General features: G+C 68.2%; 12 protein-coding genes. 7 read left to right on the forward strand and 5 right to left on the reverse strand.

Annotated features, from left to right (window positions below; genetic code table 11):
* Positions 1-92 precede the first annotated feature (92 nt).
* Both C8K14_RS00640 and C8K14_RS00645 read left to right on the forward strand, forming a co-directional pair.
* A complete protein-coding gene (locus tag C8K14_RS00640) occupies positions 93-1,952 on the forward strand; it encodes an aspartyl protease family protein (RefSeq protein WP_133726736.1) in 1,860 nt (619 codons plus the stop codon).
* A gap of 94 nt (positions 1,953-2,046) precedes the next feature.
* Entirely contained in the window at positions 2,047-3,774 is a 1,728-nt protein-coding gene (locus tag C8K14_RS00645; RefSeq protein ID WP_199223614.1) for a tannase/feruloyl esterase family alpha/beta hydrolase, read from the forward strand.
* Here the strand turns inward: C8K14_RS00645 and C8K14_RS00650 are convergent, their stop codons facing one another.
* Entirely contained in the window at positions 3,775-4,311 is a 537-nt protein-coding gene (locus C8K14_RS00650) for a DUF3237 domain-containing protein (RefSeq protein WP_107715288.1), read from the reverse strand. It abuts the gene before it with no gap.
* Between the two features lie 107 nt (positions 4,312-4,418).
* Between C8K14_RS00650 and C8K14_RS00655 the strand changes: the two genes are divergently transcribed.
* The 4 genes from C8K14_RS00655 (at position 4,419) to C8K14_RS00670 (ending at position 10,189) form a co-directional block, all read left to right on the forward strand.
* A complete protein-coding gene (locus tag C8K14_RS00655; protein WP_233250826.1) occupies positions 4,419-5,522 on the forward strand; it encodes an alpha/beta hydrolase in 1,104 nt (367 codons plus the stop codon).
* Positions 5,523-5,612: 90 nt separating this feature from the next.
* The gene (locus C8K14_RS00660) at positions 5,613-6,602 is read left to right on the forward strand and encodes a LacI family DNA-binding transcriptional regulator (protein WP_107715289.1); all 990 of its coding nucleotides are present in this window, start codon (positions 5,613-5,615) and stop codon (positions 6,600-6,602) included.
* Positions 6,603-6,792: 190 nt separating this feature from the next.
* On the forward strand, positions 6,793-9,156 hold the full coding sequence (locus C8K14_RS00665) for a TonB-dependent receptor (protein WP_107715290.1): 2,364 nt from the start codon (positions 6,793-6,795) through the stop codon (positions 9,154-9,156).
* Between the two features lie 34 nt (positions 9,157-9,190).
* The gene (locus tag C8K14_RS00670; protein ID WP_107715291.1) at positions 9,191-10,189 is read left to right on the forward strand and encodes an alpha/beta hydrolase; all 999 of its coding nucleotides are present in this window, start codon (positions 9,191-9,193) and stop codon (positions 10,187-10,189) included.
* A gap of 1 nt (position 10,190) precedes the next feature.
* Here the strand turns inward: C8K14_RS00670 and C8K14_RS00675 are convergent, their stop codons facing one another.
* From C8K14_RS00675 to C8K14_RS00690, 4 genes are all read right to left on the reverse strand, one after another.
* On the reverse strand, positions 10,191-11,441 hold the full coding sequence (locus C8K14_RS00675; protein ID WP_107715464.1) for an arsenic transporter: 1,251 nt from the start codon (positions 11,439-11,441) through the stop codon (positions 10,191-10,193).
* An 8-nt stretch (positions 11,442-11,449) separates the two neighbouring features.
* The gene (locus tag C8K14_RS00680; protein WP_233250827.1) at positions 11,450-12,697 is read right to left on the reverse strand and encodes an MFS transporter; all 1,248 of its coding nucleotides are present in this window, start codon (positions 12,695-12,697) and stop codon (positions 11,450-11,452) included.
* A gap of 84 nt (positions 12,698-12,781) precedes the next feature.
* A complete protein-coding gene (locus C8K14_RS00685) occupies positions 12,782-13,648 on the reverse strand; it encodes an alpha/beta fold hydrolase (protein ID WP_107715292.1) in 867 nt (288 codons plus the stop codon).
* Positions 13,645-14,340 carry a TetR/AcrR family transcriptional regulator gene (locus C8K14_RS00690; protein WP_107715293.1) on the reverse strand — a complete coding sequence of 232 codons (696 nt, stop codon included), beginning with the start codon at positions 14,338-14,340 and terminating at the stop codon, positions 13,645-13,647. The genes C8K14_RS00685 and C8K14_RS00690 overlap by 4 nt, the downstream gene beginning before the upstream one ends.
* Positions 14,341-14,449: 109 nt before the next feature.
* Between C8K14_RS00690 and C8K14_RS00695 the strand changes: the two genes are divergently transcribed.
* On the forward strand, positions 14,450-15,712 hold the full coding sequence (locus C8K14_RS00695) for an MFS transporter (RefSeq protein WP_054131428.1): 1,263 nt from the start codon (positions 14,450-14,452) through the stop codon (positions 15,710-15,712).
* Positions 15,713-15,741 lie beyond the last annotated feature (29 nt).

Consider the following 15,741-nt stretch of genomic DNA (forward strand, 5'->3'; position numbering starts at 1 on the left):
GGAAAAACGGTTGATTTGGCGCTATTTGCCTCTGGCCGCTTGCCGGGATTCGTGATCAAACGGCGTGTCGCTTGGACAAGGGGCATGCCACCATGAATCGGGTGTTGTTGACCAGCTTAGGGCTGTGGGTTGCCGTGTCTGGCCTGGCCGCGCCCGCTGCCCATGCCGAGGGCGCGAACAAGTGCAAGGTGGGCCTGATCGCCAAGCTGCCGGTGGTGATGGAAAACACCCGCGCCAGCGTGCCGGTAACCGTCAACGGCAAGGAAACCCGCGTCTGGCTCGATAGCGGGGCGTTCTTCAACTTCATGCCCAAGGCCCGCGCCGTGGAATTGGGCCTGCGGACCGAGCCGCTGCCGATGGGGTTTTACATGACCGGGATCGGCGGCACGGTGACGCCCGAACTGGCGCAAGTGCGTGATTTTGGCATCGTGGATGTCACGCTGCACAACGTGCAGTTCCTGGTGGGCGGTAGCGATGCCGGCAACGGCTTTCTCGGCGCCAACCTGCTGGGCGTGCAGACCACCGAGTTCGATCTTGCCAAGGGCGTGGTCAACCTGTTCCAGGAGCGCGGCTGCGACGGGATCAGCCTAGCCTATTGGGGCAAGGGCATGTCGGTGGGCGAGGCGCGCGTGTTTCGCCCGACCGACGAGCATGATTATCACATCATCGTCGAAGTGATGATCAACGGGCAGTCGATGCACGCCCTGCTCGATACCGGGGCGCCCACCACTCTGCTGGGCCGCCGGGCGGCCGAGCGCGCTGGCATAGATATGTCGGCGCCCGATGTGGTCAATTCGATGCGCATGGGCGGCATCGGCATGAAGCGGCGGGAAAGCTGGATCGTGCGCACCAAAACCATCTCGATCGGGGGCGAGGAAATCCGCAACAGCCCGATCCGGGTGATCGACGATGCCGACGACGATCGCTCGACCGACATGATCCTGGGCGTCGACTTTCTGCTGTCGCACCACATTATCGTGTCGCGCGCGCAAAGGCTGATGTTTCTGACGTATAACGGCGGGCCGATTTTTTCCGCGACGACCGATGGCGAAATCGGGCGGCTGGAAACCCGCGCGGAAAACATGGGCAAGGCCGAAACCACGGCCGATCCCAAGACGGCGGACGAATTTGCCGGGCGCGCTTCTGGCCGGATGGATCGCGGCGATACCGCCGGCGCGGTTGCCGATTTTTCCGAGGCGCTGCGCCTGGCGCCGACGCGGGCCGATCTGCTGGAGCATCGCGCCAATGCCTATCTGCGCAGCGGCAAGCTGGATCTGGCGCGCCAGGATCTCGATGCCGGCCTGGCGATCCGCCCTACCGATCACCGCCTGCTGACCCGGCGCGCGCAGCTCCGGCTGGCCACCGGTGACCGCGCCGGTGCGCGCGCCGATACCGATGCAGCGGCCGCGCATCTTCCCCCCGGCTCGCTCGATGTGATGCAGGTGGTCAATCTCTATGAGCGGCTGGGCGCGGCCGATCACGGGCTGGCACTGATCGATGCAGTAGTGGCGCTGCACCGCGACGATTCGGTCTATCCCAGCCTGCTCAACGCGCGCAGCTGGAACCGCGCCTTGGCCAATGCCGATCTCGATCGCGCGCTCAAGGACAGTGATCTGGCGATCAAGAAAGCCGGGCCGCAGCCGGCCATGCTCGATACCCGCGCCTTGGTGCAATACCGGCGCAAGGCCTATGCCGCCGCGATTGCCGACGAAACAACTGCGTTGGCAAGCAACCCGCGCCTGGCCGCGGCGCTGTTCGTGCGCGGGTTGGCACGCGATGCCAGCGGCGATGCCACCGGCGGGGCGGCCGATCTGGCCGCCGCCCGCGCTATCGCGCCGCGCATCGACCGGCGCTACAGGGCCTATGGCCTGATCGCCCCGCCAGCGCCGCATGCCGCGCCGGCCAAGCCGCCTGCGGGTGACGCGGACGAGGCAGAGGACGAGGACGAATAAGACGCCACAGGCGCGGCCACTGCGTTGCAAAGGCCCGATCAACTGCTATGTGTCATTACGATATGACAAGGCCCCGATCGGGCGGGAAGAGGTAATGATGCGCGTGTCCCTGCGTTGTCTTGGCGGCTTGCTGGCCGGCATGTCGGTTTTCGCGTTCACCCCGCTGGCCCATGCCGCCGCGGCTGCACCGGCGCCGCTGGGCAGTGATAGCTGCGCCGCCCTGACCCAGCCAGGCCATGTTGCCTGGCCCGAGGCCGGCACGCGGATCGTTGCGGCAACCTGGCGCCCGGCGGGCTATGCCGTGCCGCTGGTGGGCCAACCCGACGCGCCGCCCACCCAGGCCGTGCTGCCAGCCCATTGCGAGGTCGAAGGCGTGATGCACGAACGCCGTGGCGTCGATGGCCAGGCCTATGCCATCCGCTTCCGCCTGCGCCTGCCGAGCGATTGGAACGGGCGCTTCCTGATGCAGGGCGGGGGCGGCACCAACGGCACGGTGGGCGATGCGATCGGCAAGGTCAGCATGGACCAGGCACCGGCGCTTGCCCAGGGTTTTGCCGTGCTGGCGCAGGATTCCGGGCATGACAATGCCACCAACACCGATCCCGCGCGCGGCGGCATGGTGGCTTTTGCCCATGATCCCCAGGCCCGCGCCGATTACGGCGGCGCTTCGCTGCGCCCGGTAACCCTGGCGGCCAAGGCGCTGGTTGCGGCCTATTACGGGCGCAATCCGCGCTTCAGCTATTTCTATGGCTGTTCCAAGGGCGGGCAGGAAGGCATGGTCCTGGCCCAGCAGGAGCCCGATCTCTACAACGGCATCGTCGCTGCGGCGCCGGGCTTTGCCCTGCCGCGCGCCGCCCTGGCAGAGGCGTGGAATACCAAGGCGATGGGCGGCGTGCTGGCCGCGCGCGGCGACGCGCCCAGCGTGGCGAACCTTGCGCGCGCCTTTTCGGTGGAAGATGGCACGCGCGTACGCCAGGCGATCCTGGCGGCGTGCGACGGACTGGATGGTGCCAAGGATGGCATCGTCGCCGATGGCGCGCGCTGCACCAGCGCGCTGGTTGTGCCGCAATTGCGCGCCGCCGGACTGAGCCCGGCCCAGGTCACCGCGCTGGAGCAGATTCACGACGGGGTGCGCGATGGCGCCGGGCGGCAGATCTATCCCGGCTTTGGCTGGGATGCCGGCTGGTTCGATCCGGGCTGGCGCATCTGGATGACCGGCAGCCCGGATGGTCGCGTGCCGGCGCTCAACGTTGTGTTGGGCGGGCCATCGCGCGTGGTGCTGTTTGCCACGCCGCCGGGCAATGTGCCGCTGGCCCCCGATGCCATCCTGGCGGCGCAACTGGCGTTTGATCCGGCGCGCGATGCCGCGGCGGTGACCGCCACCGCGCCGGGCTGGCCGCGCTCTGCCTGGCAGGACGTGGGCGCGCATGTGCCCGATCTCGATCGCTTCCAAGCGCGCGGCGGCCGCCTGATCGTGCCGCATGGCGCATCCGATCCGGTCTTTTCGCTCAACGATACGCTGGGCTGGTGGCGCGCGCTCGATCGCCACAGTGGCGGGCGTGCGGCCAGCTATGCCCGCGTGTTTCCGGTGCCGGGCATGGCGCATTGCGCCGGCGGCCCGGCCACCGATCGCTATGACGCGTTGCGCGCGCTGGTCGATTGGGTGGAGCAGGGTAAGGCGCCCGAAGCGCTGGCGGCCAAGGCCGGCCCAGCCACGCCCTGGCCCGGGCGGGAGCGGCCGCTGTGCCGCTATCCGCTGGTGGCCAAGACCAAGGGCGGCGTGACGGCCTGCGCCATGCCACCCAAGACCGCCCGCCGCTGATCAGCGCACCTTGTAGACGGCAATGTCCACGGCCGGGTGGGCCGGGTCATTGCCGCCGGTGACCGTGGCGACATAGGCGCCGCTGTTGAGCCAGCCTTGCGGGCCGAGCGGCGCCTCGAACATAGGCATGCCCACCATCTGCGGCTTTTCGCCGTGGGGGCCGGGGCAGGCCTTGGCGTGGTTGACCACGTTGATCACGGCCCCGTCGGCGGCCTTGAGCATATAGTCGGCATGCAGTTCGATGCAGCCGCCCGCGCCGTGCAACTGCCAGTCCCACCCGCCAGGCAGCACCACGCCGTGCAGCATGGGCCCATCGACCGTGCCCCCGGTTATGCGCACCAGGCTGCGCCCGCCGCGCGGCGTCTGGCCCACGTCAAGGCTTTCGCCCAACAGGACATGCGCGCGGAACGCCGGCTCCAGCACGGGGGGCGGTGCCATGGGCGCATCGGCATGGGCCAAGGCGGGCAGCGCAGCGACAGGGGCGGCGAGAAGGGCCAGCGCCGGGGCGGCAAGGCGTGGTAACAGGGTTGCGAACATCGGATGGTGGGCCTTTCAGGATGGCGCTCTTGCGCGTTTGAGTAAACGATTGTGCAAATAGCCGCCTTATGCAAGATGGCATGGCCGCGACGGCGAGGGAGAAGGTGATGATCAACAGACGGTCGGTCTTGCGCCGGGGTGGCGTGGCGCTGGGGGTTGGCCTGGGTGGGATGGGCCTGAGCAGCCTGGGCATCGGCGGGCTGGACTTTGCCAGCGCGGCGGCGGCCGATCCGCTCGCCGGCGTCGATCCCGAGTTGCGCGCTGGCGCGGCCACTGTCCTGGCCATGGGGGCCAAGCTTTCCCCGCTGACCACCGCGCGGCTGCCGATCCTGCGCGCCGGCGGGGCGGCGATGGCCGGGCCGCTGCGCGCCGATGTGCCGGTGGAAGCGCGCAAGATCGCGGTGGGGCCAGGCATTCCCGACGTAACGGTGCAGGTGATCAATGCCAGCAGCGGGGCCGGCAGCCGGGCCAGCGGTGGCCCGCGCCCGGCGATCCTGCACACCCATGGCGGCGGGTTCGTGGCCGGTTCCGCCCTGGCCGAGCGCGGCTATCTGCAGGATTTTGCCCACGCCCTCGATTGCGTGATCGTCTCGGTGGAATATACCCTGGCGCCCGAGGCACGGTTTACCCGATCGGTGGCGGAAACCTATGCCGGGCTGCGCTGGCTGCATGACCAGGCCGAGGCGCTGGGCGTCGACCGGCGGCGGCTGGCGGTGATGGGCGAAAGCGCCGGTGGCGGCCATGCCGCCCTGCTGGCGATCCAGGCGCGCGACCGGGGCGAGGTGCCGCTGGTCTTGCAGGTACTGACCTATCCCATGCTCGATGATCGCACCGGCAGCACGGTGATGCCGCCTCCGGGCATCGGCAAGCTGGGCTGGGACGCGCAGGCCAATCGCTTTGGCTGGGAGAGTTTCCTGGGCGCCACGCCGGGATCGCGTGCGGTGCCGGCGGCCGGGGTGCCGGCCCGCTGTGCGCGCCTGGCCGGCCTGGCGCCGGCGTTCATCGCGGTGGGCGGGATCGATCTGTTCGTGGATGAAGACATCACTTATGCCCGGCGCCTGACCGATGCCGGCGTGCCGACCGAACTGCTGGTGATCCCCGGCGCCTATCACGGGTTTGACCGCGTGGTGCCCGATGCATCGCCCTCGCGCCGGTTGATCGCGGCGCGGCTGGCGGCCTTGCGCCGCGCGTTTGGCCAGCCGGCGGGATAGGCGCCCGCCTGGGCACAGGCATGGCCTTGCCGTGGGATAGCCGCCGCGCCATGGTGCCGGCGGCAGCGGCGATACGATGAAACGGACCACATGAATCTCAAGCAATTTGCTGAACTGGCAGGGGTTTCCACCGCAACCGCATCCCGCGCGCTGAGCGGGACGGGCCGGGTCAGCGAAGAGACCACCAGCCGGATCGTCGCCCTGGCGGAAAAGCTGGGCTATCAGCCCAACGCCATCGCCCGCAACCTGCGCACCCAGCGCACGATGACCGTGGGCGTGGTGGTGCCAATGGGCCACGATGCGTTGCAGCACCTGTCTGACCCGTTCTTCAACACGATGATCGGCTTCCTCGCCGATGCCCTGGTCGAGCATGGCTATGACCTGCTGCTCTCGCGCGTGCTGCCCGATGATGAGCGCTGGCTGGATCGTTACATCGGCACCGGCCGGGTCGATGGCATTCTGGTGATCGGCCAATCGGATCAATACCATGTGATCGAGGGCATGGCCCGCCGCTATCGCCCGATGGTGGTGTGGGGCGGGCAGATGCCAGGGCAGCGCCATTGCGCGGTGGGATCGGACAATTTCCGCGGCGGGCAGATGGCGGCCGAACACCTGATCGCGCGGGGGTGCCGCCTGCTGGCTTTTGCCGGGCCGGGGCTGGGGGTGGAATTTGGCGAGCGCCTGGCCGGGGTGCGCGCCGCGCTGGCCGCTGCCGGCCTGCCGCCGCCGGTGGAACTGCCCTCGCACTTCGAGCCCGATGCCGCCTATCGCGATCTGGCCAAGCACCTGGGCGCGCTCGACAGCATGCCCGACGGCATCGTTGCCGGCGCCGACGTGACGGCCGCCAGCATGCTCAAGGCGCTGGCCGAAATGGGCTGTGACGTGCCGGGCACGATCAAGGTCATCGGCTATGACGGGCTGCCGATCGCCGGGCATCTCGTGCCAGCGCTCACCACGATCGACCAGCACTTGCGCGAAGGGGCGCGGATCATGGTCGATCTGTTGATGCGGCGCATTGCCGGCGAAGACGCGCCCTCGGTGCGGATCGAGCCGCGCCTGCTGGTGCGCCAGTCAACCTGAGCGCAAACCACCTGAAAACAGCCAATGTGACAGCGTGAGACACCCGCCAAGGCGGCCAAGGCAATTTTTGCGCATCGATGCGCAATCGATTGCGCAAACGAAAATGATGGCGTAGGCGTAGCGTCGAATCGCGGACGACCACGCGCCGGCCCGGCCGGTGCAGCGCCGATCCAACCAGGGAGAGAGACACATGATCCATCGCACCATCCTGCTCGGCTCGGCCGGCATCCTGGCTTTGGCCCTGACGGCGCCCACCACCGCCTTGGCGCAGGAAGCCGCCCCGCAGGCCGCGCCCGAGGCAGTGGCCGATACGCCACCCGCCGAAATCGTCGTTACCGCGCAAAAGAGCAGCGAGCGCATCAGCAAGGCGCCGATCGCGGTCAGCGTGGTCGCGCAGGGCCTGCTCGATCGCCAAGGGCTGACCACCGGCGAACAGCTGGCCACCACGGTGCCTTCGCTCAAGCTGTCGCAGAACGGCTTTGCCATTCGCGGCATCGGCAGCAACAACGGCTTCAGCGGCTATTCCACCGTCGCCACGCAGATCGACGGCATCTACAATCCGTTTTCCGCCGCGCTGACCATGGCGGTGTTCGACGTGGCCTCGATCGAAGTGCTGCGCGGGCCGCAGGGCACGGTCTATGGCCGCAATGCCACGGCTGGCGTCGTCAACATCAATACCGCTGATCCGGGGCGCAACCTGGGTGGCAGCGCCAGCGTGCAGTATGGCCGCTTCAACGATATCCGCGCCCAGGCCGCGATCGACCTGCCGATTGCCGATACGTTCGGCATCCGCATTGCCGCCTTCCATCAGATCAACGACGGCTATGGCCCGCAGTTCAAGACCGACCGCTTTGACAAGACCGATCTCTCGGCCGTGCGCGTCACTGCCAAGTGGGATATCACGCCCAACCTGAGCTGGCGCGTTTCGGGCGCCTATGGCGAAAACAACAGCACCGTGCCGGCGGTCTATCTGCGCAACTATACCTATTATCCCAATGCCGATCTCAAGGCCGGCACGTTTGGCCAGGGCGTGATCGTGCCGAGCGATGCGGTCAATCCCGGCCTCGATCTGGTGACCAACAATCGCCAGGCGGTCAAAAGCTATGACGTGCGCTCGAAGATGGTGTGGCGCGCATCGGGCGCGCTTAGCCTGACCTGGCTGGCTGGCTATTCCGAACTCAAGAACAACGGCGTGACCGCAACCAGCGGCGTATTCTCGCAGGAATACATCAACCAGCGCATGCAGACCTGGTCGCACGAACTGGACGTGAACTATGAAAGCGGGCCGATCAAGCTGGTTGCCGGCGCCTATATCTCGGAAGACAAGCAGCCCTCGGGCCAGCGCCTGCTGCACGCCGGCAACACCGCGCCGGCACCGTTCAACAGCGTGTACAACATCTTTGGCGCCAAGGTGGCCGGCACCGGCAACCAGATTTCCACGATCAGCGCGGTGGACGTGGTCAACACCTATTCGGGCACGGGCAGCCGTTCCAAGGCGCTGTTCGGCCAGGCGACGCTCAAGCCGGTCGCGGGCCTGCGCATCAATCTGGGCCTGCGTTCGACCTGGGACAAGGTATTCTCGCGCGAGCAGCAATTGGTCTGCCAGGGCGACACGGTGACGCGCGCCAATATCAGCTCCACCACCTGCCCGACCTTTGCCCTCGCCTATACCGACGACAGCAACCGTCCGGCGGCCAAGTTCAGCAAGGTGAACTGGAAGATCGGCTTCGATGCCGACATCACGCCTGACGTGATCGGCTATGCCTCGGTATCGACCGGCTATCGCGGCGGTGGCCTGCAGGCCAGCACCAACCCCGCTGCGTTCCGCCAGTATGCGCCTGAAACCGTGACCAACTATGAAGCGGGCCTGCGCGCCAACCTGCTCAACAACCGCCTGTTCGTGGGCCTTACCGCCTATCAGATGGACTATCGCGACCTGCAGGTTTCGACGATCATCGTCGATCCGGTGCAGGGGCCGATCGCGGTGACGACCAATGCCGCCAAGGCGCGCATTCGCGGGGTTGAGCTGGAAACCACGTTCCGGCCGACCTCGGCCGATCGCTTCTCGGGCTATATCTCGCTGATGGACGCCAAGTTCCGCAGCTTTGCCAATACGCCCGATGGGCTGCTCTATGCCGACACGATGTACAACATCTTTGCGCCGCTGCTGGGCTATGCGCCTATCAATGCCGCCACGACCGACAACACCGGCAAGCGCCTGCCCAATGCCCCGACGTTCAGCGCGCGCGCCAGCTATGGCCACACGTTCACATTTGCCTCTGGCGCCAAGATCACGCCGGCGGTGGATTTCTATTACCAGACCCACAGCTATGCCACGGCGCAGAACATCGCGCAGGGCCTGATCGATGGCTATACCAAGACCGACCTCAACCTGCAGTTCGACGAGGCCAGCGGCCATGCCTATGTCAACCTGTTCGTCAACAATCTGGAAGATCGCCGCATTCCCACGCTGGTGACGCCGGTGTGGAGTTCGACCACGGCAAGCTATGCGCCGCCGCGCACCTATGGCATTCGCATCGGCTTCAAGTATTGACGCTGGAAAGCGCGAACGTGCGAAGGGAAGGGCGATGGACCATGCAATCAACCGGCGGGGCATGCTGGGCCTGTTGGGGGGCGCCATGATGGCCGGTTCGTTTGCCGATGCCGCGGCGGGCCATGCGCGCGCGCCGCTGCAAACCCCGATCGGGGCGAGCGCCCTGCCGCCGGCGTGGCAGGCGGCAGAGGCCGTGCCGCTGTGGCAGGGGCGCGTGGCGCCGGGTGGAACCTTTCACCCGGCCGGGCGCGCGGCCGATCTGGCGGCCACGTTCGTGACCGACGTGGCTGCGCCGGAACTGCGCGTGTTCCGCCCGCACCAAGGCAATGGTCGCGCGCTGCTGGTCATTCCGGGCGGGGCTTATACCTTCGTTTCGGTGCGCAACGAAGGCGTGGACGTGGCCGTGCGGTTTACCGCGCTGGGCTATACCGTGTTCGTGCTGGTCTATCGCCTGCCCGGCGAAGGCTGGACGCCGCGCGCCGATGTGCCGCTGGCCGATGCCCAGCGCGCGATGCGGCAGATCCGCGCCCTGGCCGGCACGCACGGGTTTGATCCGGCGCAAGTGGCGGCGATCGGCTTTTCCGCCGGTGGCCATCTCGCCGCTTCGCTGCTGACCGGGTATGACGAGGTCTTGTTCGCGCCGGGCGATGCGATCGACCGTCTGGATGCGCGGCCGGCCTGCGGCGTGCTGGTCTATCCGGTGATCGCGATGGAGCCGCCCTATACCCACGCCTATTCGTGCAGCCGCTTGCTGGGCGATCATCCCGATGCGGCGCTGATCGCGCGGCGCTCGCCGGCGCGCCATGTTGGCGCGCAGACGCCGCCGGTGATGCTGGCGCATTCGTTCGATGATCCGGCCGTGCCATGGCAGAACAGCACGCTGTTCATCGAAGCGATGCAGGCTGCCCACCGCCCGGTGGAGGCGCACTTCTTTGAGGAAGGCGGCCACGGCTTTGGCACCGGCCCGGCCAATGCGCCGGCCGGGCAGTGGACAAACCTGGCCGCAAGCTGGCTCGACCGCCAGCTGGGCTAGGCTAGGCCAGAAACACCCGGCACAGCAGCGCGAGGGCGAGGGCAGGCGGCATCGCGATCAGGCCCAGCTTGAAAAACGTGGCAAAGCCCACGTCTTCGCCCTCGCGCCGGATCACCTGCAGCCACAGGATCGTGGCGAGCGAGCCGGTGATCGACAGGTTTGGCCCAAGATCGACGCCGATCAGCAGGGCATCGACGACCACGCGGGGCGGGTGTGCCAGGGCCACCGTTCCGGCCGCGACCAGCCCGGCGGGCAGGTTGTTCATGATGTTGCACACAAACGCCAGCACCGTGCCGGCGGCCAGCGCCGTCGTTGCCGGCTGGGCCGTGGCCTGCGACAGCATCCGCGCCAAGGCGCCGATCGCGCCGGTACGATCCACCGCCTCTACCACCACGAACAGGCCCGCGACCAGCGGCAACACGCCCCAGGACACGTGGCGCGCCAGGCCCAGCGGCGATTGCCGCGCGAACAGCGAAACGCCGATGGCGCAGGCCAGGCCCGCCACGGCCGTGGGCAGCCCGAGCGGGCGATCGAGCGCCGAGGCGGCGAGCAGCACGCCGGCCGTCAGCACGATCGCCAGCACTGCCGCCTTGCCCGCGCGCGATAGCGCGGGCCGTTCCACCACGGCGGCGCACGTGCCGGCCAGATCGCGGCGGAAATACCAGCGCAGCACGGCATAGGTGGTGCCGATTGCCGCCAGCGAGGGCAGGGCAAAGGCCGCCAGCCACGGTCCCAGCGGCGGCATGTGCCCGCCATAAAGCACGAGGTTGGCGGGGTTGGAGATGGGCAGCACGAAGCTGGCGGCATTGGCGATCAGCGCGCAGGCAAACAGCAGCGGCAAAGGCTCTGCCCGCGCCTTGCGCGCCACGGCAAAGACCGCCGGGGTCAGCACCACGGCGGTGGCATCGTTGGACAGGAACACGGTGACCACCGCGCCGGTGGCATAGACCAGCGTGAACAGCCGCGCGCGCGATCCGCCGGCGTGGTTGACGGCGGCAGCGGCGACCCAGTCAAACACGCCGTGCTGGCGCGCCGCCTCGCTCAGCAGCATCATGCCCGTCAGGAACAGGTAAACGTCGAGCCCCTTGGCCACGGCGGCGCCGGCGGCGGGCAGCGGCATCAGTCCGGTCAGCACCAGCAATGCGGCGCCGCTGGCGGCCCAGATCCATTCGGGCCAGCGCATCGGGCGCGCGATCACGCCGGCGGTGGCAAGGCTGGCGATCGCCCAGATGGCGCCGGTTGCAGTTGGCATCGACGCCGTCATGGCCGCCCGGCGCCGGCCGCGCAAGCCGGGCGCAGTGTGCCGGCAAAGCCTATCCACAGCGCCAGGCTGGCGAGGGCAAAGCCGCCGAGAATGAAGAACGTGGCATGATAGCCCAGCATCTGCGCCAGCCAGCCGCCGATCGCGGGAGAGAGGCTGGCGCCCACGCCCTGCACAGTCATCACCGCGCCCTGGCCCACGTTGACGCGGCCCGTGCCATCGAGCAGGCAGGCGATCAGGCCGGGCACCGCCACGCTTTGCAGGCCGGCGCCAATGCCATCTAGCGCCTGGACCGGCCACACGCCCCAGTGTTCGATAAAGGCGCCGGCAAGCAGCCCGCGCAGCGGCAGCGCCGCGAACGACACCAGCAGCACCAGCCAATAGCCGCGCTGATGCGCCAGCTTCATCGCCGCGAGGCTGGCCACGATCATTACGGCCTGGGCCACCATCACCGTGGTCGCGGTGAACATGGCCGGATCGCCCTTGCCCATGCCCACCACCGCCATGCCATAAAGCGGCAGCATTGCCCCGTTACCGAGATGGAAACAGGCGAGCGCAGCAGCCAGGATCAGCAGCGGCTTGTTCGACAGTAGTTCACGAAAGCCCTCGGCCTGGCCATCGGCACTGGCCTGGTGTTCCGGCTCCAGCCCGCGCGCGGCGCGGTGATCGATCGCGCGTTCGGGGATCGAGAGCACGGCGGTGATCGCCAGGACGCCGAACGCTGCCGCCAGGAAGAAGATCGCCGGCATGCCAAAGCGCCAGCCAAGCCAGCCGGACAGCCCGGCGCCGACCAGATTGCCGGCATGGTTCCACGCCTGGTTGCGGCCGTTCTGCGCGTTGAAGCCGCGTTGCCGTACTACGCCCAGGGTAATCCCCGCCACGGCCGGGCCGATCGCTGCGCCGGCAATGGCGGTGGCGACCTGGCTGCCGGCGACAACCAGGAACGCCTGCGACCACAAGAGCAGGAACGAGGCAAGCACGGTGCAGATGCCGGTGATCACCACCACCCAGCGCTTGTGCGCGGTGTGATCGATAAAGGCGCCGGCCGGCACGGTCATCGCCATGCCGGCAATGCCGCCGGCGGTCATCACCGTGCCGATCGGCCCCGTCTGCCAGCCGCGCTGCTGCAGGAACACGCCGAGGAACGGGCCGATGCCGGCCTGCATATCAGCCATGAAGAAATTGAGCGCCTGCAAGGCGCGGGTTGCGCGCCGCCGATCGGCATTGTCCGTTGCTGCTGCGCCCACGCCCTTAACCCTTTGAACCCGCTTTGGCTGGTGAACTCTGCCGTGGCGGGATGTTTCCCTGGCAATGGGGGCATGGGGTGCGGCTTAGGGCAGGGTGGCGAAAAAGGCCTCCAGGGCGGCGAGGCTGTCGGGCTCGTCCATCATCGGAGCGTGGCCGATGCCGGGAATGGCGGCGAGCCGGGCCTGCTGCTTGCCCGCAACCATGGCCTGGGCCACGGCTTCATCCAGCAGATCGGTGGCCGTGCCGCGCAGCAGCAGGACCGGGCGATCCTGGGCAAAGGCATGCCATTTGCCCCAGGGATCGGGATCGGCCACGATCTTGCCAAAGGCCTGGGCGATGGCCGGATCGTAATCCGCCACGATCGCGCCGTCCTCCTCGCGGAACAGGCGGCGGGCCATGGCCAGCCAGTCTGCCGCGCGATAGTGGGGAAAGACATCGGCGTTGAGCGTGGCGCAGGCCTTGGCCGCATCGTCCCACGTGGCGATAGCGCCACCCTTGCCGACATAGCCGGCAATGCGCGCGAGGCCGCGGGGGGACAGTTCCGGGCCGATATCGTTGATGACGGCGGCCGCGACGCGGGCGGGGGCGTGGGTGGCGAGGGCCACCGTGATCAGCCCGCCCATCGACGTGCCGATAAACACCGCGCGGGCGATGCCCAGGCCATCGAGCAGGGCGCAGACATCGGCCACATAGGTGTCCACGTCATAGCGCTGCGCCGGATCGCGCGCTGAAAGCCCGCGCCCGCGCATGTCGAGCGCCAGCACCCGGCGCCCCCGCGCGGCGAGCCACGGGGCGAGTGCCTCGAAATCGCGGGAATTGCGCGTCAGGCCGTGCAGGCACACCACCGGCAGCCGCGCCGGGCCGGGCGCTGCGGCATAATCCCGGCCCGACAGCGCCAGCCCATCGGGCGATGTCCACTGGCGCAGGGCGAACGGCGCAGAACCCGTCACGCGCGTTCCTCCCCGCTGGCACTTGGCGATGACAGGCCATGGGCGAGCAGGCGTCCGGCCTCCTGCACCACGGCTTCGGGGGCCTCATCGCCCCACACGCCAAAGCGCAGGCCGAGGAACACGTTCATGCCCATGATCGCCCAGGCGCGCACTTCGCTGTCGCCTGCGCTGATCTCGCCGCGCTGGGCGGCTGCTTCCAGTCGGGCGGCGATGCGCGCGGCCGAATTGGTGTAGTGCTCGCGATAGGCGGCCGGATCGACGAATTCGGATTCATCGATGATCCGGTAGATCTCCTTGTGCTGGCGCACGAAGTTCAGATAGGCGAGCTGGCCGGCGCTTTCGGCGGCAAGCTGGTTGGGCGCGGCGGCAATGATGGGGCCGACGAAATCCTTCACCTGCCCCGAAAGATCGCGCACCAGCGCCTGGAAGATCGCTTCCTTGCTGTCAAAATAGACGTAGAAGCTGCCGGTGGCGACGCCGGCGCGCGCGGTGATCTGGCTGATCGCGGCATCGTGAAAGCCCTTTTCGCCAAACTCTTCGGCCGCCGCATTGAGCAGCGCGCGCAGCGTACGCCGGCCGCGCTCGGTCTTGGGCACCTTGGACGGGCGGGGCGCTGGTGCCGCCGCCGCGGCATCGGGCTGCGGTGCCGCCGTGGCGGAGGAAGGCGCGGGAGAAGTCCGGGTTTCAGCCATGAGCAGCCAGTTCTAATTTGAAGAGTGATTCATTTTTCACTAGTATGCCGGAACCGGCCGGCAGCGCAAGGTACAGCCAAGTCCACGCCGCGCTCAATGGGAGAGACGAATGCCACCTGCGCCAGAATCGCACGATAGCTTGCCCTTGCTGCGCCGCCCGGCGTTCGTGCTGGCGATGCTGCTGGTGGTCTATACGTTCAATTTCATCGATCGGCAGATCCTGGGCATTCTCGCCGGGCCGATCAAGGCCGATCTGGGCCTGAGCGACACCCAGCTCGGCGCGCTGGGCGGCTTTGCCTTTGCCCTGCTCTATTCCACCATGGGTCTGCCGCTGGCCTGGCTGGCCGATCGGCGCGGGCGCACGCGGGTGATTGCGGCCTCGCTGGCGGTGTGGAGCGCGTTTACCGCGCTGTGCGGCATGGTTTCGGGCTTTTGGGCGATGTTTGCCTGCCGGCTGGGCGTGGGCGTGGGAGAGGCTGGCGGGGTGGCGCCATCCTATGCGCTGATTTCCGATACCTTTCCGCCGCAGCGGCGGGCGCGGGCCCTGGCGATCTATTCGCTGGGCATCCCGCTGGGATCGGCAGCGGGCATCCTCCTGGGCGGCTATGTCGCGGCGGCGGTGAACTGGCGCGCGGCGTTCCTGGCGGTGGGCCTGGCTGGCCTGGCATTCACCCCGCTGTTTGCCTGGACCGTGCGCGATCCGCGCCGTCCGCAAGCGGGGGAAGCGCCGGCGATGCGCGCGGTTCTGGCGATCCTGGCGCGCAAGCGCAGTTTCTGGCTGCTGGCGCTGGGCGCGGCATCGTGTTCGATGATGGGCTATGGCCTGGCGTTCTGGCTGCCCTCGCTGATGCGCCGCTCGTTCGCGCTGGGCCTGGTCGAAACCTCGCAGTTCTTTGGCCTGCTGCTGCTGGTGGGCGGCTCTGCCGGGGTGATGGCCGGGGGCGTGCTGGCCGATTGGCTGGGCACGCGCAGCCGCGCCGCCTATGCCCGTGTGCCCGCGCTGGCGTTCCTGGCCGGGGTGCCGCTGTTCGTCGCCGGGCTCCATGCCGGCAGCGCCGCGCTGGCGTTCTGGCTGTTCCTGTTGCCCCAGGCGCTGGTCTATATCTGGCTCGGCCCGATCCTGACCGCGGTGCAGCACCTGGTGCCCGCACCGATGCGCGCCACGGCCTCTGCCGCGTTCCTGCTGATCAACAACCTGATCGGCGTGGGCCTGGGGTCGCTGACCATCGGCAAGCTGTCTGACCTGCTCACGCCGCATTTCGGCAACGATGCGCTTCGCCAGGCGATCCAGATCGGCCTGGGCTTCTACCTGCTCGCGGCCGTGCTGATGCTGGCAGGCGCGCGCCATCTGGCGCGGGAATGGGTGGATTGATTTTGCCGCGCCACGGCGCAACATAGGCC

The organism is Novosphingobium sp. GV079, assembly GCF_003058045.1.
Lineage (GTDB): Bacteria > Pseudomonadota > Alphaproteobacteria > Sphingomonadales > Sphingomonadaceae > Novosphingobium > Novosphingobium capsulatum.

Bases quoted from the DNA above. Each gene is read 5' to 3' on its own strand.
- C8K14_RS00655 (WP_233250826.1), top strand. From the start codon at position 4,419: ATGATCAACAGACGGTCGGTCTTGCGCCGGGGTGGCGTGGCGCTGGGG.
- C8K14_RS00650 (WP_107715288.1), bottom strand. From the start codon at position 4,311: ATGTTCGCAACCCTGTTACCACGCCTTGCCGCCCCGGCGCTGGCCCTT.
- C8K14_RS00695 (WP_054131428.1), top strand. From the start codon at position 14,450: ATGCCACCTGCGCCAGAATCGCACGATAGCTTGCCCTTGCTGCGCCGC.
- C8K14_RS00660 (WP_107715289.1), top strand. From the start codon at position 5,613: ATGAATCTCAAGCAATTTGCTGAACTGGCAGGGGTTTCCACCGCAACC.
- C8K14_RS00690 (WP_107715293.1), bottom strand. From the start codon at position 14,340: ATGGCTGAAACCCGGACTTCTCCCGCGCCTTCCTCCGCCACGGCGGCA.
- C8K14_RS00675 (WP_107715464.1), bottom strand. From the start codon at position 11,441: ATGCCAACTGCAACCGGCGCCATCTGGGCGATCGCCAGCCTTGCCACC.
- C8K14_RS00665 (WP_107715290.1), top strand. From the start codon at position 6,793: ATGATCCATCGCACCATCCTGCTCGGCTCGGCCGGCATCCTGGCTTTG.
- C8K14_RS00670 (WP_107715291.1), top strand. From the start codon at position 9,191: ATGGACCATGCAATCAACCGGCGGGGCATGCTGGGCCTGTTGGGGGGC.
- C8K14_RS00645 (WP_199223614.1), top strand. From the start codon at position 2,047: ATGATGCGCGTGTCCCTGCGTTGTCTTGGCGGCTTGCTGGCCGGCATG.
- C8K14_RS00640 (WP_133726736.1), top strand. From the start codon at position 93: ATGAATCGGGTGTTGTTGACCAGCTTAGGGCTGTGGGTTGCCGTGTCT.